The organism is Phreatobacter sp. AB_2022a, from assembly GCF_026847585.1.
GTDB lineage: Bacteria > Pseudomonadota > Alphaproteobacteria > Rhizobiales > Phreatobacteraceae > Phreatobacter.
In genome coordinates, this window is sequence record NZ_JAPSET010000054.1 from 19,665 (window position 1) to 38,615 (window position 18,951).

Genomic DNA, 18,951 nt, shown 5'->3' on the forward strand with positions numbered 1-18,951 from the left:
CTGACGAGCGGGCGACGTTAGGGGAGCGCAGTAAACTCCAAGTGAACTGCGTCGGCATGGCGTGCGGCTCGGGCGGAGCACAGGCAAAAGCCCTGATCCCCGCCGCGCAGCCCTGGGGCTTCGCGAAGCCGTGTGCGTCACCAGCTTGACGGCATTTCCGCCAAAAAAGTCCGCGCTCGCGCCGCATGCGAGGAAGGCCGCCGTTGTGCAGGTCTTCCGCGCGCCGGCAGAGCCGGTCGGCCGGGCGAGGCGGCCGTCATCCGCATGAACCGCGCGACGACCATCGTCACTGCGTTTGCCACGAGCTTTCCCGGCCCCCGGCAGCGCTCTCCATCACGCGGGAACGTAGGCGAGCCTCACCACATCCTCGCCGATCCGATCATGCGTCACCAGGCGCAGCGGCGGCCGGGGGCCGGCGAAATAGGGCGTGCCGCGACCGAGCACGACGGGATGAAGGTAGATCCGGTATTCGTCGATCAGGCCAAGGCTGGTCAGGCTTTTCGCCAGGTCCGGGCCGGCCACCTCGATCTCGCCGTCGCGCTCGGCCTTCAGCGCGCGGATCGCGCCCTCGAGATCGTTGCCGACGAGTGTCGCATGGGGGCCGACCGCCGCCAGCGAACGCGAGACGACCCATTTCGGCTGCTTCCGCCAGGCCGCGGTGAAGGCCCGTTCCGGCGCATCCCATTCGGGATGATCGTCGTCCCAGTAGCGCATGATCTCATACATCCGGCGGCCGTAGAGGCTGCCCGCCTGACCTTCGGCCTCCGCGATGAAGTGGCGGAACAGCGTCGGGCTCGGCCCGAACGCCGTATGGTCGACGTAGCCGTCCAGCGACTGGTTCATTCCGAACACGAGCCTGGCCATGCCGCCTCTCCCCTTCGCAGGATGCATCCGCGGATCCGATTGCGTTACGCAACCGGTTTCAGGTTAGGCCGAACCGCTCTTGTCTTGCAATTGGTTTTTGGGGCGGTGGGGGCCGGTCCAGCCGATCCGTGGGCTTGACGTGGTGCCGAACCCGCGGCCAGTGCTACGCCTTACCAGGTGATGACCCAGCCCGGCGTATAGGGGCTCGAACCGATCTCGACATTCGCGCCGTATTTGGCGTGGAGCGCGGTCCAATCCGATGTCGTCGTGCTCTGCCCGCTGCCGCTGAAGCCGATCGCGTCCCGGCGCATGGTGAAGTCGGACCGGCCCTGCACCAGCCGCGGGTCGGTTTCGGCGGCGATCCTCATGCGGCCCTCGCGGGCGGCCGCGAGCTGCTCTTCGTAGCCGGCTATGATGTCTGGCCAGCTCTCTTCCCTGAGCGAGCCGTCGGCGACGCCCTGCTTCATCCGCGCGATGCTTTCGGGATAGCTGTCGAGAATGACCTGGACGCGCCGCGCGAGCGCGTCATCGAGGCTTTTCGGCATGGCCTCGTAGAGGCCCTGCAGGCCGCGCACGATCTCGTAGACATTCAACTCGCGCTCGCTCAGCTGCGCGCGCTGGCTGTCGTCGAGCGCGGGCATGGCCGGCAGCCTGCCGTCGCGCACGAGGGCGCGCACCTGATCGTCGGTCCGGCCCTCTGCCGCGGCGCCGAATTCGGATGATCCGGCCATGGATCGGATGAAGTCGAGCGGCCCGTCTCCCCGTCCGGTGGAGGCCTTCGCCGGATCGAAGCTCGGCGCTTGCGACGGGGCGGCGACGGCAGAGTCCCTGCCCCGGCCCGTTGAATCCTTGATGGCGCGCATCATGCGTTCGAGCGTGTCGGCGGTCGCCTGCTCGACCTTCTGGCGCGCGAGCACGGCCTTTGCGCGGTCGGAGAGGTCGACGCGATCGGGGCGCGTGCGGCTGAGCGCCGGTGCGTCGGGCGTCGTCCTGGCCTGGCCCGGCAGGTCGGACGGCGTGCTGGCGCCGTCGCCCGCAGCGGAGCGCGCGAGAAGGAACAAGGCATCATTGATCGATGGGCCTGTCGCGGCTGCGCGCGTCATGGGGCAGTCCTTTCTTCGGAGACCGTCGATGTCACGCAAACGCATGCTCGATCGTGGCATGCCGGCGCGACGATCGGACACTCGACCATGACCTCCAAATGGTGAATCTTCCGTCATCACGCCTGACGGTTGCAAGGCGGGCCGCCGCGCAGGCGCGGCCTTCCGCGCTCAGCATGTCCCGGGAGGGAAACACGTCATCATGAGCACTGCGAGCGATGCCCGTTTCTGGGACCGGACGTCACGGAAATATGCCAGGGGCGCGATCGCCGATCAGGCCGGCTACGACCGCACGCTGGACCGGACCCGCGCCTTGCTGAAACCGGCCGACAGGGTCCTGGAGCTCGGCTGCGGAACCGGCACGACCGCCCTGCTCCTCGCGGCCGGCGTCGACCGCTATCTCGCAACGGATATTTCCGCAGGCATGATCGCGATTGCCGTCGAGAAACAGGCCTTAAACCCCGTGCCGGGCCTCACCTTCCGCGCGGCGACGGCGGATGCGCTCGGCGCCGGCGCGGAGCGCCACGACGCCGTTCTCGGCTTCAACTACCTGCACCTCGTCCGCGATCTCGCCGGCACGCTCGGCATCATCAACGGCCTTCTTCCCGCCGGCGGCCTGTTCATCTCCAAGACCCCTTGCGTCGGCGAGATGAATCCGCTCATCCGGCTCGCCCTGCCCGTGATGCGCGCGGCCGGTCTCGCACCCTATGCCGGCATCTTCCGGGTGGAGGAGCTGACGCGGCATATCGCGGCCGCCGGTTTCGACATCCTTGCCTGCGAGAACCATGCCTCGAAGGGCGACGACAAGCGCCCCTACATCGTCGCCCGCAAGCGCTGACCGGCAGACGGGCCCGCCTGCCTCATTCGCCCGGCGCCGGCGCGTTGGTCCAGTAAGGCTGCGCGAACATGACGAGGCCGGTGAACAGCATGAGGAACAGCGGCGGCAGCGGTGCATAGACGATCCAGGCCGGAGGCGTCCCGAAGGCCATTGCAGCGAAATTGGCGATGACTGTGATCGTGAAGGCGATGGCGAGCCAGCGATGGCTCTGCCGGATCCATCCCGTGACGTTCAATGCGGCCTCCTGTCGAACGCGCCGGCGCCCGCCAAGGGATGCCGGCCGCAAATTCATAGCTCAATGGTTATTTGTTTTTCGTATAGCCAAAGCGGTATGCGTGTCAAGCGGACGGCATTTTGCGAAAATGCCCATACTGACCAAGCTTCATCGCGTGGGCGGGCTCGCAAGACAGAACGATATTGATCACCTGCGAGAGATGCGTCGGTGAACCGGAGTCCGGTCAGCCGCGCAGGTCGAGTTCCCTGAGCGGCGTTCCGCCGTCGATGAAAAGCCGGCCGTCCGGGACGAGCGCGGCGGCCATCCTGGCGCGCGCCCGACGGCCGGCTTCCGGATGGCGGCCGTCGAGCGCCCCCACTCGCACGGCGACGGCCAGGTCGTAGGGCGCTTCGCCGGGGGCCAGCACGAAATCCTCCACGGCAACCTGGCGCAGGCCGAGGAGGCCGGCGGCGATCTCGGCGCGGCACAGCGTGCCCGCCTGTCCGATCGCCTTGGCCGAGCGGTCGATGGCGAGCACATGGCCGGGCCGGCCGCCGGCGGGCGCCGCGAGCCGGCGCGCGATCGCCCGGGCCATGGCGCCCGGGCCGCAACCGATCTCGATCACCCGGAGGCCGGGCACGAGCGGCAGGGCATCGACGATGGCCTGCAGCCGGTCAGACAGGTCGTCCGCCATGGTCCCCTCCCCGCCGCGCGATCCTGTCGCGCGGCGGGTGGCAGCGTCAATTCCCGCATCATCAGGCTAGGCCTGATGCGGTTCCGGATGCGGGAGCGGCGCTGCCGGGGGCACCGCGGGGGCCGGGGCGGCGGTTTCCCCAGGCTCGCGGTGGTCTCGGGCCATCAGAACATAGAAGGTCGGCAGGACGAACAGGGTGAAGAGCGTGCCGACCAGCATGCCCATCACCACGACGATGCCGATGGCGAAGCGGCTCGCCGCGCCCGCGCCGCCGGCGAAGAGCAGCGGCACGAGGCCGGCGACCATGGCCGCGGTGGTCATCAGGATCGGCCGCATGCGCACCATGGCCGACTGGAGGATCGCCTCGCGGCGCTCCCGGCCCTCGCTGCGCTGGATCTCGTTGGCGAAGGCCACCATCAGGATGCCGTGCTTGGAAATGAGACCGATCAGGGTGACGAGGCCGATCTGCGTGTAGATGTTGAGCGTCGCGTAGCCGAGATAGAGCGGCAGCAGCGCGCCGCAGATGGCGAGCGGCACGGTGACCAGGATCACCAGCGGATCGCGGAAGCTCTCGTACTGGGCGGCCAGCACCAGGAAGATGACGATCAGGGCGAAACCGAAGGTGACGGTCAGCCGATTGCCCTCCTGGACGTACTGGCGGGAGTCGGCGAGCCAGTCGACGCTGACCCCGGGGGCGAGCGGCTGGGCGGCCATGAACTCGACCGCCTGGCCCATGGTGACGCCGGGCTTCAGCACCGCCGACAGCGTCACCGCGTTCATCTGGTTGAACTGCGGCAGCCGGTTGGCGGCGGCGCGCATGTCGACGCGCATCACCGTGGACAGCGGCACCATCGCGCCCGAGCGGGTGCGCAGATAGTAGCGGCCGAGATTGTCGGGGGTCAGCCGGTCCTGCTCGCGCACCTGCGGGATCACGTCGTAGGACCGCTCGTGATAGTTGAAGCGGTTGACGTAGTTCTCGCCGACCAGCACGGCCAGCGTGTCCGCCACGGCCTGCATGGTGACACCGATCTCGCCCGCCTTGGCCGTGTCGATCTCGATCCGCGCCGACGGGCTGTCGAAGGCGAGATTGCTGTCGACGAAGACGAACAGGCCACTTCTCCAGGCCGCGGCCTTGAGCTGCTCCATGTCGTTGTAGAGGCCCTGGAAGTCGCCGGGCGAGCGGAGCACCATCTGGAACGGCAGGCCGTCGCTGCCGGCCGGCAGCGCCGCCGGCTGGAACGGCGTGACATAGGCGCCGTGGATGCCGTTCGCCATGCCGTAGAGCTGGCCCTGGATGGCGTCGGCCGAGCGCCGGCGCTTGTCCCAGTCGGCCAGCACGATGCCGCCGAAGGCATTGTTCTGCCCGTCGGTGCCGTCGACGAACCAGCTGCCGGCGAATTCCGGCAGGGTCTGGAAGAAGCGGTCGACGGCGAGCGTCGCCCGGGTCGTGTAGTCGACGCTCGCATATTGCGGCGCCCGGGCGGCGACGAACACGTAGCCCTGGTCCTCCTGCGGGGCGAGCTCGCGCCGGCTGCCGAGGAACAGGACGACGATGGCCGCGACCATGGCGAAGGCGACGAGCAGGACGGCCGGGCGGCGGTCGAGCATCGCCGCCAGCAGCCGGCCGTAGCCGGCCGACCAGGCGGCGAAGCGGCGCTCGACCATCCTGGCGAACCGGCCTTCCGCGATCTGCCGGCTGAGCAGTTTCGAACTCATCATCGGCGACAGGGTCAGCGCGATCACGCCGGAGACCACCACCGAGCCGGCCAGCGTGAAGGCGAACTCCTTGAACAGGCCGCCGGTGAGCCCGCCCATCAGGCCGATCGGCGCATAGACCGCGGCGAGCGTGATGGTCATGGCGATGACCGGGCCGACGATTTCGCGGGCGCCGGCGAGTGCCGCATCGACCGGACCCGCCCCCTCCTCGATGTGGCGGTGGATGTTCTCGACCACCACGATGGCGTCATCGACCACCAGGCCGATGGCGAGGACCATGGCGAGCAGGGTCATCAGGTTGAGCGAGAAGCCGAAGGCGAGCATCAGCGCCGCGGTGCCGAGCAGCGACAGGGGGATGGTGACGACCGGAATCACCACGGCGCGCAGCGAGCCGAGGAAGAGGAAGATGACGAGGACGACGATCACCACCGCTTCGATCAGCGTGTGCTCCACCTCGTTGATGGAGGCATGGACGAAATGGGCGACGTCGAACGAGCTCTTGATGGCGAGGCCCGGCGGCGCGGCAGCCTGCAGGCGGGGCATCAGGGCCTTGACGGCGGCGACGATGTCGAGCGGGTTGCCGTCGGGCGTCGGCGAGATGCCCATGATCACCGCCTGGCCGCCGGCGTCGCGGCCGCCGCTGTCGTAGTTCTGGCCGCCGATCTCGAGGGTTGCGACATCGCCGAGGCGGACGAGACCGTCGGAGCCGGTCTTGACGACCAGGGCGCGGAAGCCGTCGATGTCGGTGACGTCGGTCGCCGCGGTGATGCTGGTCACCGTGCCGCCGCCGCGCAGCTGGCCCGGCGCGGCCTGGACATTGTTGGCCCGGAGCGCCGCCGCGACGTCGCCGGCGGTCAGCCCGCGCGCGGCGAGCTTGGCCGGGTCGAGCCAGATGCGCATGGCGAGCTGGCGGGAGCCGAAGAGATCGGTGGAGGCGACGCCGGGGATGGAGGTGATCAGCGGCTGGACGACGCGGGTCGCGAAATCGGTGATCTGCGGGACCGTGAGCGTGTCGCTCTTGAAGGCGAGATATTGCACCGCCGAGGCGCCGTCGGTGATCTTGGAGATGACCGGGTCGAAGGCGCCCTGGGGCAGCCGGTAGCGGACCTGCTGGACCTTGGCGAGGATCTCGGTCATGGCCCGGTCGGCATCGGCGTTGAGCACGAGCTTGGCCTTGATCCGGCTCTTGCCCATGGTCGAGGTCGAGGTCAGATATTCGATGCCGCTGGCGGTGGCGATCGCCTGGGCGATGGGCGTCGTGACGAAGCCCTGCATCACCTCCTGGGTGGCGCCGGGAAAGGTGGTGTCGACGACGATCGTCGCGCTTTCGAGCCGCGGATATTGCCGGATCGGCAGCGACAGCAGCGCGGCGGCGCCGACCAGCAGGATCAGCAGGCTGACGACCGCCGACAGCACGGGCCGGCGGATGAAGAGATCGGTGAAGACCATGACGCCGCTCCGCTCAGCGCTGCGACATGGCGGTGCCGGCCGCGGTCACGGCCGCGCCCGGCTGCACGCGCAGCTGGCCCATGGTGATGACCACGTCGCCCGGGGCGAGGCCGTGTTCGATGAGAACGTCGTTGCCGACCCTGCGGCCGATCGTGACCGGCACCACGGCGGCCCGGCCGTCGCGAATGAGATAGGCGCTGTCGCCCGAAGCGCTGGTGACGGCGGCGGTGGCGGGCACCAGGATCGCATCCGGGCGCGGCGGCAGCTCGATATTGGCAGTGACGTAGAGGCCGGGTCTCAGCATGCCGTCGGGATTGTCGAGCGTCGCCTGGACGGTGACGTTGCGGGTGTCGCTGCCCACCACCGGCTCGACCGCATTGATCCGCGCCTCGAAGGTGAAGCCGGGATAGGCGTCGGTGCGCACGAAGACCCGGCCGCCGACGGTCAGCCGCGCCAGCTCCTGCTGGGGCACGGTGAAATTGACATGGAGCCGGTCGAGCGCGGTGAGCGTGGCGACCGGCTGGCCGGCATTGACATATTGGCCGAGATTGACGCGGCGCAGGCCCAGCCGGCCGGCGAAAGGCGCCTGGATCGTGCGCTGCGCGATGCGGGCGTCGATCTGCTGCACCGCGGCTTCGGCCTGCGCCACTTCGGCGATCCGCTGGTCCAGCATCTGGCGCGACTCGGCCCCGCGCGGTTCGAGCGCCCGCGACCGGTCGAGCTGCAGCCGGGCGAACTGCGCCCTGGCGACGGCCGCGGCACGGTCGGCGCGTTCGGGAGCATCGTAGAGCTCGACCAGCGGCGCGCCGGCCGCGACCTCGGCGCCGGCCTCGAACCGGATGGCGACGACGCGGCCGGCGACTTCCGGCGCAAGCGTCACCTCGCGGATGGCGGCAAGCGAGCCGATCGCCTCGATCGTCTGCGGCAGCGCGGCCGGCTTCACCACCAGCGCGGCCACCTCGACCGGCGGCGGCGCATGGGCGCCGACCGCGGCGGTGAGCCGCGCATTGCGCCAGGCGAAGACGCCCGAGAAAGCTCCGGCAAGGACGACCGCCGTCACCACCAGCGGCACGAGCCGGCGCGGACGGTGCGCGGAGGGAAACGGACGGACTTCAGACGGCGCGGACATGTCGGCTCCCGGAGGCGGCCCCGCGCGGCGGGCGCGGGAGGCTCGCGAACCGAGCCGACGTGCTGGATAGAACCTCAACTATGGTTGAGGTCAAGCCATCTTTCGGCGAAGCACGTGGGATGCCGTCGCAGCGAAGCGCGCGACCACCGAAGCCCATGCCGCGCGGACCCGCAATCGATAGCCGCTCCGGTGTGGGCGGCAGCATTGGTGCGACGCGCCTGGCCTGCGCGGCCGGCCGGACTGTCATCCTCGTCTCCCTATCGGATCCTCACGGACGAGACGACACGATGCAGCGGCTGTGACATGCCGCTGCCTGTTTTTCCATGGTGCCGGCGCTTCGGGACGGTGATGGAGCGGCGGTCACCGCCGCCGGCCCGGCCAAACTCACGATGCGGTGGCGGCCGAAGGGTCCAGCAGCAGGATGCTGGCCTTGGCGACCTGCCAGCGCAGGTCCCTGAGCGGACGATAGAGCTCGGAATGGTACCAGCCCAGCGCCTGCTCACGCGTCGGGAACTCCAGCACGACCATGCGATCGCAGGTCGCGGTCCCTTCGATCACCTGGATATTGCCGGTGCGGACGACGTACCGGCCGCCGAAGGCCTCGACCGTCGCGGGCGCGGCGCGCATGTATTCGGTCATCCGTTCGGGCTCGGCAATATCGACCCGTGAGACGATGAAGACTGCCATGGCGTGTTCCCCTCTTGTTATGTCTATACAAGAAAGTGAGCCATAGGGCCGGGTCGAAGGCAAGCGGCGGCTGTAGGGGCGGATCATCGGGCCGCTGCCGTTCCTGGTACTCGTATGGGGCATCTCGTCGTGGAATGACTGCGCCCTAAAGCCACATTGGACCGATCGACAGAACGAGCAAGGCGGCGAGCAGCCCATTGAGCACGGCCCATTGTCGCTCGGATGTCAGAAGCCGCGCGAGCATGAGGCCTGCCGCGCACCAGAACGAGAGCGCGGCCATCGCCGCCGCGCCGAAGACGAGGCCGAGGATGGCAGCGAGCGCGAGCGGACTGTCGGCGAGGCCGGAGAAGGACGCCGCGGCACCGAGCGTCATCGCCCAGGCCTTGGGGTTGTAGCAGATCAGCAAGGCGCCGCCGGCAAGGCTGCGCGGCCGCTCCAGGGCGCCATCGAGGCGCGGTGCGCCGCTCGTCGCGAACCGCAAGGCCAGCCACAGAAGATAGGCCGTGCCGGCCAGCCGCATGGCGAGCCCCAGCGCAGGCACGGCGAGGACGGCGGCTGCGAGACCCGCGGCGGCCGCGGCGGCGAGCGAGGCAAGGCCGATGGCTATGCCGGCGAGCAGCGGCACGGAGCGGCGAAAGCCGAAATGTGCGCCGGAGGCGGTGGCGAGCGCCGTTGCGCCGCCGGGGGAGATGGTCGACGCGGCGGCGAATGCGACGAGCGATAGCAAGGCGTCAGGCGACATGGCCTCTCCAGGAACGGGATGAAGCTGCCCTAGCCTGCGCTCGCGCATTACGGAAACGACTGTTGACTATCTCTGGAATTACGCCCCCTAATTCCCGGCATGGCGCGCCATTTCGACATCGGGCTTCTGAGAACCTTCGTCGCGGTCGCCGACCATGGCGGCATGACCGCGGCGGGCAAGGCCGTGCACCTGACGCAGAGCGCGGTCAGCCAGCAGATCGCCCGGCTCGAAGCATCGATCGGCCGGCCGCTGTTCGTGCGCGACCGGCAGCTTCGGCTGACCGCGGCCGGCGAGCAGATGCTCGGCAAGGCGCGCCGCCTGCTGCGGCTCAATGACGAGATGTGGGCAGAGATGACCGGCGCCGGCCCGGAGGGCCGCGTGCGCCTCGGCGTGCCCTACGATCTCGTCGGCACCCTGCTCGCCCCCATTCTCAAAGGCTATGTCGACGCCTTTCCGCGCGTCGACGTTTCGCTCGTGGCAGGTGCCTCGCCGGATCTCGCGGCGGCGCTCGCCGACGGCGAACTCGATCTCGCGGTGGTCGAGGAAGCGGTCGGTACGACGCGCGGCGAATGCCTGGCGGTCGACCGGCTGGTCTGGGTCGGGGCGCGCGGCGGCAGCGCCTATCGCAAGACGCCCCTGCCCGTTTCCATGGTGGCGCCGACCTGCGCCTTCCGCCCGGCGGTGCTGGCCGCGCTCGGCGAAGACGGCCGTGAATGGCGGACCGTCTTCGAGAATGGCAGCATCGATGCGACCGCTGCGACGGTGCGGGCCGACATGGCGGTCACCACCTGGCTCGCCGGCACCGTGCCGGTCGACCTCGACATCCTTTCGGTGGAGACGGGGCTGCCGGAACTGCCGTCCTTCGCCATCAGCCTGCAGGTCGGAGCTGGCCGGCAATCGACGGCCGCCGAGGCCCTCGCACGGCATATCCGCGGGCTGCTCGGCCGGCCGCGCCAGGCTGCCTGACAGCAGGCGGCGCGGCCGGCTCGCGCCGGCTCGGGCAGCTCAGCCGAACACCAGGTTCTGGTGCAGCGCGGTGCCCGCCAGGAAGCCGTCGGCGGAGGCAAAGGTCGCATTGTGCATCGGCCGCGCAATGTCGCCGGCGGCATAGACGCCGGGCACGCTGGTCAGCTTCATCGCATCGGTGGTGATGACCGGGCCGAACATGCCGGCCTCGACGGCGCAGCCGAGCTGCTCGGCGAGCGGACTCTGGAACCGGGTTCGCGGCGCCAGATAGAGCGCGGCGATCGCGACGAAGCGGCCGTCGGCGAGCCGAACGCCGTCGAGCATCGGCGAGGCGCCGTGGAGGGAGACGACCGGCGCCGGCTCGATCGTGACGCCGCGCGCGGCGAGCGTGCCGCAGGTCTCTTCGTCCGGCATGGCTCCGCCATTGAGGAAGAAGGTGGTCGGCCCCCATTCGGGGATGAGGCTCGCCTGGTGCGAGGACATCGGCATGGTGGCGAGCACGCCGAGCGGCCGGTCGATGAATTCGAAGCCGTGGCAATAGGGACAATGGATGACGCTCTGGCCCCAGCGTTCGGCAAGGCCGGGAATATCGGGCAGGTCGTCAGTCAGCCCGAAGGCGAGAACCAGCCGCCTGGCGTCGAGCCTGTCGCCGTCGGCGAGGGTTATCGCGAAGCCGCCCGCCGTCGCTTCGGCCGCGACCGCCGTGGTGTCGATGAAGCGGACGCTCGGATAGCGGCCAAGCTTTTCGCGGGCGGCGGCGACGAGGCCGAGCGGCGGCATGCCGTCGGCGGCGAAGAAGCCGTGCGAGGCGCTGGCGAAACGGTTGCGCGGACGGCCGCTGTCGAGGACGCAGACGTCGCGGCCGGCGCGGGCCAGCGGCATGGCGGCGGACAGGCCGGCGAAGCTGCCGCCGACGACAATCGCATCATGATTCATGGTTCTGGCTCTCCAAGGTCAGGCCACGCTCGGCGAGGCCGCGATTGAAATCGTCCGAAAGCGTGGCGAGCGTCACGGCGCCGAGGCGCGCCTCGAACAGCGCCTCGAGATCGCGGAAGGCGCCGTCGAGCGCGCGGTTGACCGCACGCTCGACCAGGCAGCCGGGGGCCTGCGAGCGATGGCCGAGCGCGAGCAGCGGCGGCGCGCCGACGGCCCGGTAGATGTCGGCGAGGGTCACGGCCGCCGGATCGCAGGCAATCCGCCAGCCGCCGCCATGGCCCTTGGCCGAGGTGACGAAACCCTGTTCGCGCAGGCCGGCCATGATCCGGCGCACGACCACCGGGTGGCTGCCCATGATCTGCGCGAGCTGCTCCGATGTCGCCGGGGCGGTCATGGCCAGCATGTGCAGGAGCACGTGCAGGACGCCTGAAAGCTTGCTGTCGTAAGTCATGCAACATCACATGTTGCGAGATGGATCGCGACGCAAGACCCTCGCGGCGATTTTTTGCGGGCTGCCTTCGCGGCGCGGCGCGCCGGTCCGATCGCCCCCCGCCCCGACGGCTTTCGCTTGTCCGGGCCGGCGCTTTGGCCTATTGGCGCAGCCTTGCTTGCCCGAGACCGATCCATGAACGCTGCTCCGAAAATCTCCTTCGTTTCGCTCGGCTGCCCGAAGGCGCTGGTCGATTCCGAGCGGATCATCACGCGCTTGCGCGCCGAAGGTTACGAGCTGTCGCGCACGCACCAGGGCGCCGACCTGGTGCTGGTCAATACCTGCGGCTTCCTGGACTCGGCCAAGGCCGAGAGCCTCGCCGCGATCGGCGACGCACTGAAGGAGAACGGCCGGGTCATCGTCACCGGCTGCATGGGCGCCGAGCCCGAGCAGATCCGCGCCGCCCATCCCTCGGTGCTGGCGATCACCGGTCCGCAGCAATATGAGAGCGTGCTGGCCGCGGTGCACGAGGCCGCGCCGCCGAGCCACGACCCGTTCCTCGACCTGGTGCCGCCGCAGGGCATCAAGCTGACGCCCCGGCACTACGCCTATCTGAAGATTTCGGAGGGCTGCAACAACCGCTGCACCTTCTGCATCATCCCGAAGCTGCGCGGCGACCTCGTCTCGCGGCCGCTGGCCGACGTCATGCGCGAGGCCGAGCGGCTGGTCTCGGCCGGTGTCAAGGAACTGATGGTCATCTCGCAGGACACGTCGGCCTATGGCGTCGACGTGAAATATGCCGAGAGCCAGTGGCGCGACCGGACCTGGCGCACCAAGTTCCTCGATCTCGCCCAGGCGCTGGGCGAACTCGGCGTCTGGGTCCGGCTGCAATATGTCTACCCCTACCCCCATGTCGACGAGGTCATCCCGCTGATGGCCGAGGGGCGGATCCTTCCCTATATCGACATCCCCTTCCAGCACGCCCATCCCGACGTGCTCCGGCGGATGAAGCGGCCGGCTCACCAGGAAAAGACCGTCGAGCGCATCCAGCGGTGGCGCGAGATCTGCCCGGACCTGACCATTCGTTCGACCTTCATCACCGGCTTCCCGGGCGAGACCGAGGACGAGTTCTCGTTCCTGCTCGACTGGCTCGACGAGGTTCAGCTGGATCGCGTCGGCTGCTTCAAATACGAGCCGGTCGCCGGAGCCACCTCCAATGTCCTGCCCGATCACGTCCCGCCCGAGGTGATGGACAAGCGCTGGCATCGCTTCATGAAAAAGCAGGCGGACATCTCGGCTCGGCGCCTGAAGAAGAAGGTCGGCACACGCCAGCAGGTGATCGTCGACGAGGTCGGGCCGACGGTGGTCAAGGCGCGCTCGAAGGGCGACGCTCCCGACATCGACGGCGCCGTCTATATTCACACCAGGCGAAAGCTGAACGTCGGTGAACTGGTCACCGTCAAGATCGATCGGGCGAGCGAATACGATCTGCATGCAGCCCTCTGACGTGCATCGCGCGAAGACTGCAACTTCCCCTGCTGAACCTGTCACCCAAACGTAACAGGGTGCGATGCACAAAAGTCACACTCGCCCGGAACTCCAGGAAAAGTAACGAGAACGTCATACCGGCCGGCGAGGATGTTTGTTATCGAGCCCAGCATCCTAGCATGACAGGAACACCGGCGGGGTGTTCACAGTTCAGAGGCCCATGATGATCAATAGACGCCTTTTCGTGGCGGCCGCACCGGTCGTTCTCGCAGGCTGCGTGACGCAGCGTCCGGAGCTGGCGGATACCGGTCCGCGCATCGACCCGATGTACCGGCAGATGTATGCGGCGATCGAGACCGAGCCCTATCCGATCCCGGCGGTGGATCTGAGCGACGTCGACCCGCGCTTCCTGCGCCAGGAAGTCGCCTATCGCACCAGCGAGCAGCCGGGCACGATCGTGGTCGATCCGTCCGCGCGCTTCGCCTATCTCGTCATGGAAGGCGGCCGGGCGCTCCGCTACGGCGTCGGCGTCGGCAAGGAAGAGGGCTTCAACCTGACCGGCGTCGCCACCATCGGCCGCAAGGCCGAATGGCCGCGCTGGACGCCGACCCAGGACATGATTCGCCGCGAGCCCGACCGTTACGGCCCGGTGGCCGGCGGCCTGCCGGGCGGCCCGGAGAACCCGCTCGGCCCGCGCGCGCTCTATCTCTACCGCGGCAACCGCGACACCTTCTATCGCCTGCACGGCACCACCGAGCCCTGGACGATCGGCACTCAGGTGTCCTCGGGCTGCATCCGCTTCCTGAACCAGGACATCATCGACCTCTACGGCCGCGTGCCGACCGGCACCAAGGCCGTCGTGCTGCCGTCCCGCCGCGGCGGTGGTGAATCCGCCTGATCATCGCAAGGCGGACCTACTTCGGGGACATGGGCGTGAAGCAGGCGCCGCCGATCGCGATCAGTGCCAACAGAGGGCTGCCCCATGGGGCGGCCCTTTGTCATTGGAGCGCCTGCGACGAGAACCAGAGATCGGGATAGACGGCGACCGCGGTCGCATCGGGCGGCCGGTCGCGTATCAGCCAGAGCGAAGCGATACGCCAGGCCGCCTGCGAGGAGGCCGGCGGCGCGAGGGTCCGGGTCGCGTCGGACGCACCGGCGCAAGGGATGAACCACGAAGGCATCACGGCGCGGGCGGCAAAGCCAGCGGCATGCCTGACGATCAGCACGGCGAGGCCGATGTCGGCTGCCGGCCGCCAGGGGAAGATCATCCGGCCGGCCGGCTTCAGCGCGGCGAGCCAGGCGGCGGGCGGCGCGGCGACACCGGCATTGACATAGACGATATCCGAGGGGGGCAGCGAAGCGGTGCTCGCATCGCCGGAGATCACGGTCACGCCGGCGAAGGCCGCCAGATTGCGCTGCGCGGCGCGCGCGAGCTCCGGATCCACCTCGAAACCGGTCACCGATCCGCCGTCGCCGACCAGCATGGCAAGGATCGCGGTGTAATAGCCCATGCCGACCCCGATCTGGGTCACCGCCTCGCCAGGAGCCGGCGCCACCGCGGCGATCCAGGCGGCGTGGAGCAAGGGTTCGCCGTTGTTGATGCCGCGGGCCGCATCGAGCGCGACAAGGACATTGCGATAGAGATGGACCGGGTTGGCGTCGGGCGTTCTGACGTAACGGCGGCCGCGCAGGATGCGCCAGGGGCCCGGTGGCAGGAAATCTTCGCGCGGCACGGCTGCAAAGGCCTGCTCGATGCGCGGATCGGTACCCCCGCTCTGCTGCGCCAGGGAACGGGCATAGGCCCTGCGGGCTTCCTCCAGGCTGGCTCCCGTCTTCGTCATGGCTTCGTCCCGGCTCGAGGCGGCCCCGGTCTCCCCGCCGGCCAGCTTCGCGCACCCTGGGCCGTTCTCCTAGCCGCCATGCCCAAAAAGGACTGGCTGGGCGGCCCGGGCCCGGCGAGCATGGCCTCGAGGGAGGGGTTCGCATGGCTGACGATCTGAATGCCCTGACGGCGCGCGCGCTCGTCGCCGCCTACCGTTCCGGCGCCCTGTCGCCGGTCGAGGTGCTCGATGCTTCGCTCGCGCGCCTTGCCGCGGTCGATGCAGCCCTCAACGCCTTCTGTCTCGTCGACGAGCGGGTCGGACGCGAAATGGCGACGGCGTCCGAGCGGCGCTGGCGTCGCGGCGCGCCGCTCGGCCCCCTCGACGGCGTGCCGGTGGCGGTCAAGGACAGCGGCCATGTGGCAGGCTGGCCGACGCGCTTCGGCTCGCATCGGCTGGCGGCCGTCCCGAGCGTAGCGGATTCGCCGGGCGTCGCCCGCCTGCGCGAAGCGGGCGCCGTGTTCTTCTGCAAGACCACGACCCCGGAATTCGGCTGGAAGGGCGTGACCGACAGCCCGCTGACGGGGGTGACGCGCAATCCCTGGAATCCGGCGCGCACGCCGGGCGGGTCGAGCGGCGGCGCGGCGGTCGCCGTGGCGACCGGCGTCGCGCCGCTGGCAACCGGCGGCGACGGCGGCGGCTCGATCCGCATTCCCGCGGCCTTCACCGGCGTCTACGGCCTGAAGCCGACATTCGGCCGCGTGCCGCATCATGCCGGACCGCTCGGCAGCCTGCCGGTTTTCGGCGGCCTGACGCGCACCGTCGCCGACGGCGACCTGATGCTGCGCGTCATCGCGCGGCCCGATGCCAGCGATCCCTTCGCCGTGCCCTATCAGGATATCGATTTCGAAACCGAAGCCGAACGCGGCGTCGAAGGGCTGACCGTCGCCGTCTCGCCGGACCTCGGCTTTCCGATCGTCGATGCCGACGTGGCCGAGGCCGTCGCGGCGGGCGCTGCGGCGCTCGCTCGGTCAGGCGCTGTCGTGCGCGAGGTGACGCTCGATCTGAGCGCCCTGCGGCCGGCCATGGGCATCATCTGGCGCGCCGGCCTCGCCGCGGCCGTGGGCGATCTCGACGATGCCGGACGGGCCCCGCTCGATCCGGGCTTGCGCGATCTCGTCGCTTCGGCGGCCCATCTGTCGGCGGCCGAGCTGCAGGGCGCGCAGGATGCCTGCCGCGCGCTCGCCACGCGCATGCAGGCCTTCCATCGGGACTACGACCTGCTGCTGACCCCCGCCGTGCCGATCCCGGCCTTCGAGGCCGGCCGGGAGACGCCCGCCGCCACCTTTCCCGAATGGCTCGACTGGACGCCCTGCACCTGGCCGTTCAATCTCAGCCGCCAGCCCGCCGCCTCGGTGCCCTGCGGATTGACCCGCGAGGGGCTGCCGATCGGGCTGCAGCTGGTGGCTGGCGTCTTCCGCGAGGACCTGGTGCTGCGGGCGAGCCGGGCCATCGAGCGCGCGCTGCCGCAGCGCACGCTCGCCTGGCCCCTGCCCGGCTGACGCCGTCCGGGCGGCGATCAGACGTGGATGGCGCGGCCGTAGGCGTCGAGCACGCTCTCATGCATCATTTCCGAGAGCGTCGGATGCGGGAAGACCGTGTGCATCAGCTCTTCCTCGGTCGTTTCCAGATTCATGGCGACGACGAAGCCCTGGATCAGTTCTGTCACCTCCGCGCCGACCATATGGGCGCCGAGCAGCTTGCCGGTCTTGGCGTCGAACACCGTCTTGACCAGGCCGTCCGGCTCGCCGAGGGCGATCGCCTTGCCGTTGCCGATGAACGGGAAGCGGCCGACCTTCACCGTGTAGCCGGCCTCCTTGGCCTTGGCCTCGGTCAGGCCGACGGAGGCGACCTGCGGATGGCAATATGTGCAGCCGGGAATCTTGGCCTTGTCCATGGCGTGGGTCGGCAGGCCCTTGATGGTCTCGACGCAGATGACGCCCTCATGCTCGGCCTTGTGGGCGAGCATCGGCGGGCCGGCGACATCACCGATGGCGAAGATGCCGGGCACATTGGTGCGGCCGAGGCCGTCGGTGACGATCGTGCCACGCTCGATGGCGACGCCGAGCGCCTCGAGGCCGAGATTGTCGATATTGCCGACGACGCCGACCGCCGAAATGAGCCGCTCGGCGGTCAGGGTCTGCTTGCCGCCCTTGTCGTCCTCGACCGTCGCGGTCACGCCATTGGCGGATTTCTCGACCTTGGTCACCTTGGTCGAGGTGAGAATTCTGATGCCCTGCTTCTCGAAGCGCTTGCGCGCAACGGCCGCGATCTCGGCATCCTCGACGGGGAGCAGCTGCGGCAGGACCTCAACCACGGTCACCTCGGCGCCCATGGTGCGGTAGAAGGAGGCGAATTCGATGCCGATCGCGCCGGAGCCCATGACGATCAGGCTCTTCGGGAAGGTCTGCGGCACCATCGCCTCGAAATAGGTCCAGATCAGCTTGCCGTCCGGCTCGATGCCGGGCAGCACCCGCGGGCGGGCGCCGGTCGCGACGATGATGTTCTTGGCTGCGTAGGTGCCGGCCGGCAGAACCCCCTTCGGCACCGGCGCCTGCGGCTGGAAGGCCGCCTTGGTCGGGGCCGAGACCGTCACTTCGCCGACCTTGGTGATCTTGGCCTCGCCCCAGATGACGTCGACCTTGTTCTTCTTCAGAAGGAAGCCGACGCCGGTATTGAGCTGGCCGGACACGCCCCGTGAGCGCTTGACCACCGCGGCCGGGTCGAAGGTCATCGTCCCGTTCAGGGTCAGGCCGTAGTCCTTGGCGTGGGTGGCGTAGTGGAACACCTCGGCCGAGCGCAGCAGCGCCTTGGTCGGGATGCAGCCCCAGTTGAGGCAGATGCCGCCGAGATGCTCACGCTCCACCACGGCGGTCTTGAAGCCGAGCTGCGCCGCGCGGATGGCGGCGACATAGCCGCCGGGACCGCCGCCGATGACGATGATGTCGTAGCTAGACATGGAATGCCCTTCCAGATCGGCCTTGTGGGGAAAGCGCCGCCGCGCGGCAGTTCTGTCATGTCGCCGGCCGCTGCCGCGCCCGGGCGCGGCGGCTGGCCTCGATGCGCCGCGTCAGACCAGCATGCTCATGGGGCTCTCGACATAGCCCTTGAACGCCTGCAGCAGCTCGGCGCCGAGCGCCCCGTCCACCGCGCGGTGATCGGTCGACAGCGTCACGCTCATCACGGTCGCGACCGCCGGAGCGCCGTCGCGCACGATGACGCGCTGCTCGCCGGCGCCGACCGCGAGGATGGTCGCGTGCGGCGGGTTGATCACCGCGGCGAAGTCCTTGATGCCGAACATGCCGAGATTGGACACCGCCGAGGTGCCGCCCTGGTATTCCTCGGGCTTCAGCTTGCGCACCTTGGCGCGGGCCGCGAGGTCCTTCATCTCGTTGGAAATGGTCGACAGCGTCTTCTCGTCGGCGCGCCGGATCACCGGCGTGATCAACCCGCCGGGGATCGACACGGCCACGCCGACATCGGCATGATGGTGTTTCAGCATGGCCCCGTCGGTCCAGGAGACATTGGCGTCCGGCACGGCGCGCAGCGCCAGCGCCAGCGCCTTGATGACGAGATCGTTGACCGACAGCTTGAAGGCCGGCTTGCCATCCTTGACCGGCGCCGACTTGTTGAGCTCGCCGCGCAGGGCGAGCAGGGCGTCGAGCTCGCAGTCGAGCGTCAGATAGAAATGCGGAATGGTCGATTTCGCCTCGACCAGCCGGCGCGCGATGACCTTGCGCATGTTGTCATGCGGGATCTCCTCGTAGCTGCCGGGCTCGAACAGCTTCTTCACCGCGTCGTCCGACATGGCGGGCGCC

The 18,951-nt window shown here is 69.2% G+C and carries 18 protein-coding genes; 5 read left to right on the top strand and 13 right to left on the bottom strand.

From position 1 onward, the window contains the following. Positions 1-333 precede the first annotated feature (333 nt). Both OZ671_RS27325 and OZ671_RS27330 read right to left on the bottom strand, forming a co-directional pair. Positions 334-864: a dihydrofolate reductase family protein gene (locus tag OZ671_RS27325; protein WP_268863640.1), complete on the bottom strand. Its 531-nt coding sequence runs from the start codon at positions 862-864 to the stop codon at positions 334-336. Between the two features lie 170 nt (positions 865-1,034). After that, positions 1,035-1,967, bottom strand: a complete 933-nt coding sequence (locus OZ671_RS27330; RefSeq protein WP_268863641.1) for a hypothetical protein — start codon at positions 1,965-1,967, stop codon at positions 1,035-1,037. A 199-nt stretch (positions 1,968-2,166) separates the two neighbouring features. Here OZ671_RS27330 and OZ671_RS27335 point away from each other — a divergent pair, with 199 nt between their 5' ends. Further along, on the top strand, positions 2,167-2,802 hold the full coding sequence (locus tag OZ671_RS27335; RefSeq protein WP_268863642.1) for a class I SAM-dependent methyltransferase: 636 nt from the start codon (positions 2,167-2,169) through the stop codon (positions 2,800-2,802). 22 nt (positions 2,803-2,824) lie between these two features. Here the strand turns inward: OZ671_RS27335 and OZ671_RS27340 are convergent, their stop codons facing one another. The 6 genes from OZ671_RS27340 to OZ671_RS27365 all read right to left on the bottom strand — a co-directional run bounded on the left by OZ671_RS27340 (position 2,825) and on the right by OZ671_RS27365 (position 9,433). Beyond that, a complete protein-coding gene (locus OZ671_RS27340; RefSeq protein WP_268863643.1) occupies positions 2,825-3,037 on the bottom strand; it encodes a hypothetical protein in 213 nt (70 codons plus the stop codon). A 223-nt stretch (positions 3,038-3,260) separates the two neighbouring features. After that, positions 3,261-3,710, bottom strand: coding sequence for a methyltransferase domain-containing protein (locus tag OZ671_RS27345; protein ID WP_268863644.1), 450 nt, complete (start codon positions 3,708-3,710; stop codon positions 3,261-3,263). Positions 3,711-3,776: 66 nt separating this feature from the next. Further along, positions 3,777-6,875, bottom strand: a complete 3,099-nt coding sequence (locus tag OZ671_RS27350; RefSeq protein WP_268863645.1) for an efflux RND transporter permease subunit — start codon at positions 6,873-6,875, stop codon at positions 3,777-3,779. A gap of 13 nt (positions 6,876-6,888) precedes the next feature. Next, positions 6,889-8,004 (bottom strand): efflux RND transporter periplasmic adaptor subunit, encoded by a 1,116-nt coding sequence (locus OZ671_RS27355; protein ID WP_268863646.1) that lies wholly within the window; start codon positions 8,002-8,004, stop codon positions 6,889-6,891. A gap of 384 nt (positions 8,005-8,388) precedes the next feature. Next, positions 8,389-8,691 carry a DUF1330 domain-containing protein gene (locus tag OZ671_RS27360; protein ID WP_268863647.1) on the bottom strand — a complete coding sequence of 101 codons (303 nt, stop codon included), beginning with the start codon at positions 8,689-8,691 and terminating at the stop codon, positions 8,389-8,391. Positions 8,692-8,836: 145 nt separating this feature from the next. Further along, positions 8,837-9,433 carry a LysE family translocator gene (locus OZ671_RS27365; protein WP_268863648.1) on the bottom strand — a complete coding sequence of 199 codons (597 nt, stop codon included), beginning with the start codon at positions 9,431-9,433 and terminating at the stop codon, positions 8,837-8,839. 99 nt (positions 9,434-9,532) lie between these two features. On the opposite strand from OZ671_RS27365, the gene OZ671_RS27370 reads away from it, so the two are divergent. Continuing rightward, positions 9,533-10,399 (top strand): LysR family transcriptional regulator, encoded by an 867-nt coding sequence (locus OZ671_RS27370; RefSeq protein ID WP_268863649.1) that lies wholly within the window; start codon positions 9,533-9,535, stop codon positions 10,397-10,399. A gap of 39 nt (positions 10,400-10,438) precedes the next feature. On the opposite strand, the gene OZ671_RS27375 is transcribed toward OZ671_RS27370, so the two are convergent. Further along, on the bottom strand, positions 10,439-11,335 hold the full coding sequence (locus OZ671_RS27375; RefSeq protein ID WP_268863650.1) for an NAD(P)/FAD-dependent oxidoreductase: 897 nt from the start codon (positions 11,333-11,335) through the stop codon (positions 10,439-10,441). After that, a complete protein-coding gene (locus tag OZ671_RS27380; RefSeq protein WP_268863651.1) occupies positions 11,325-11,786 on the bottom strand; it encodes an Rrf2 family transcriptional regulator in 462 nt (153 codons plus the stop codon). Before OZ671_RS27380 ends, OZ671_RS27375 begins: the two co-directional genes overlap by 11 nt. A gap of 174 nt (positions 11,787-11,960) precedes the next feature. On the opposite strand from OZ671_RS27380, the gene rimO reads away from it, so the two are divergent. Then, a complete protein-coding gene (gene rimO / locus OZ671_RS27385) occupies positions 11,961-13,271 on the top strand; it encodes a 30S ribosomal protein S12 methylthiotransferase RimO (protein WP_268863652.1) in 1,311 nt (436 codons plus the stop codon). A gap of 202 nt (positions 13,272-13,473) precedes the next feature. Further along, positions 13,474-14,151 (top strand): L,D-transpeptidase, encoded by a 678-nt coding sequence (locus OZ671_RS27390; RefSeq protein ID WP_038313378.1) that lies wholly within the window; start codon positions 13,474-13,476, stop codon positions 14,149-14,151. Positions 14,152-14,251: 100 nt separating this feature from the next. Here the strand turns inward: OZ671_RS27390 and OZ671_RS27395 are convergent, their stop codons facing one another. After that, on the bottom strand, positions 14,252-15,094 hold the full coding sequence (locus OZ671_RS27395; protein WP_268863653.1) for a protein-L-isoaspartate O-methyltransferase family protein: 843 nt from the start codon (positions 15,092-15,094) through the stop codon (positions 14,252-14,254). Between the two features lie 143 nt (positions 15,095-15,237). Here OZ671_RS27395 and OZ671_RS27400 point away from each other — a divergent pair, with 143 nt between their 5' ends. Then, complete coding sequence (locus OZ671_RS27400) at positions 15,238-16,635, top strand: amidase (protein WP_268863654.1); 1,398 nt, start codon at positions 15,238-15,240, stop codon at positions 16,633-16,635. A 17-nt stretch (positions 16,636-16,652) separates the two neighbouring features. Here the strand turns inward: OZ671_RS27400 and lpdA are convergent, their stop codons facing one another. Beyond that, positions 16,653-18,092 (bottom strand): dihydrolipoyl dehydrogenase, encoded by a 1,440-nt coding sequence (lpdA, locus tag OZ671_RS27405; protein WP_268863655.1) that lies wholly within the window; start codon positions 18,090-18,092, stop codon positions 16,653-16,655. Positions 18,093-18,203: 111 nt separating this feature from the next. Then, the coding region (locus tag OZ671_RS27410) for a 2-oxo acid dehydrogenase subunit E2 (protein ID WP_268863656.1) at positions 18,204-18,951 on the bottom strand (748 nt) is incomplete at its 5' end.

Bases quoted from the DNA above. Each gene is read 5' to 3' on its own strand.
- OZ671_RS27325 (WP_268863640.1), bottom strand. From the start codon at position 864: ATGGCCAGGCTCGTGTTCGGAATGAACCAGTCGCTGGACGGCTACGTC.
- OZ671_RS27330 (WP_268863641.1), bottom strand. From the start codon at position 1,967: ATGACGCGCGCAGCCGCGACAGGCCCATCGATCAATGATGCCTTGTTC.
- OZ671_RS27335 (WP_268863642.1), top strand. From the start codon at position 2,167: ATGAGCACTGCGAGCGATGCCCGTTTCTGGGACCGGACGTCACGGAAA.
- OZ671_RS27345 (WP_268863644.1), bottom strand. From the start codon at position 3,710: ATGGCGGACGACCTGTCTGACCGGCTGCAGGCCATCGTCGATGCCCTG.
- OZ671_RS27350 (WP_268863645.1), bottom strand. From the start codon at position 6,875: ATGGTCTTCACCGATCTCTTCATCCGCCGGCCCGTGCTGTCGGCGGTC.
- OZ671_RS27355 (WP_268863646.1), bottom strand. From the start codon at position 8,004: ATGTCCGCGCCGTCTGAAGTCCGTCCGTTTCCCTCCGCGCACCGTCCG.
- OZ671_RS27360 (WP_268863647.1), bottom strand. From the start codon at position 8,691: ATGGCAGTCTTCATCGTCTCACGGGTCGATATTGCCGAGCCCGAACGG.
- OZ671_RS27365 (WP_268863648.1), bottom strand. From the start codon at position 9,433: ATGTCGCCTGACGCCTTGCTATCGCTCGTCGCATTCGCCGCCGCGTCG.
- OZ671_RS27370 (WP_268863649.1), top strand. From the start codon at position 9,533: ATGGCGCGCCATTTCGACATCGGGCTTCTGAGAACCTTCGTCGCGGTC.
- OZ671_RS27375 (WP_268863650.1), bottom strand. From the start codon at position 11,335: ATGAATCATGATGCGATTGTCGTCGGCGGCAGCTTCGCCGGCCTGTCC.
- OZ671_RS27380 (WP_268863651.1), bottom strand. From the start codon at position 11,786: ATGACTTACGACAGCAAGCTTTCAGGCGTCCTGCACGTGCTCCTGCAC.
- rimO (WP_268863652.1), top strand. From the start codon at position 11,961: ATGAACGCTGCTCCGAAAATCTCCTTCGTTTCGCTCGGCTGCCCGAAG.
- OZ671_RS27390 (WP_038313378.1), top strand. From the start codon at position 13,474: ATGATGATCAATAGACGCCTTTTCGTGGCGGCCGCACCGGTCGTTCTC.
- OZ671_RS27395 (WP_268863653.1), bottom strand. From the start codon at position 15,094: ATGACGAAGACGGGAGCCAGCCTGGAGGAAGCCCGCAGGGCCTATGCC.
- OZ671_RS27400 (WP_268863654.1), top strand. From the start codon at position 15,238: ATGGCTGACGATCTGAATGCCCTGACGGCGCGCGCGCTCGTCGCCGCC.
- lpdA (WP_268863655.1), bottom strand. From the start codon at position 18,092: ATGTCTAGCTACGACATCATCGTCATCGGCGGCGGTCCCGGCGGCTAT.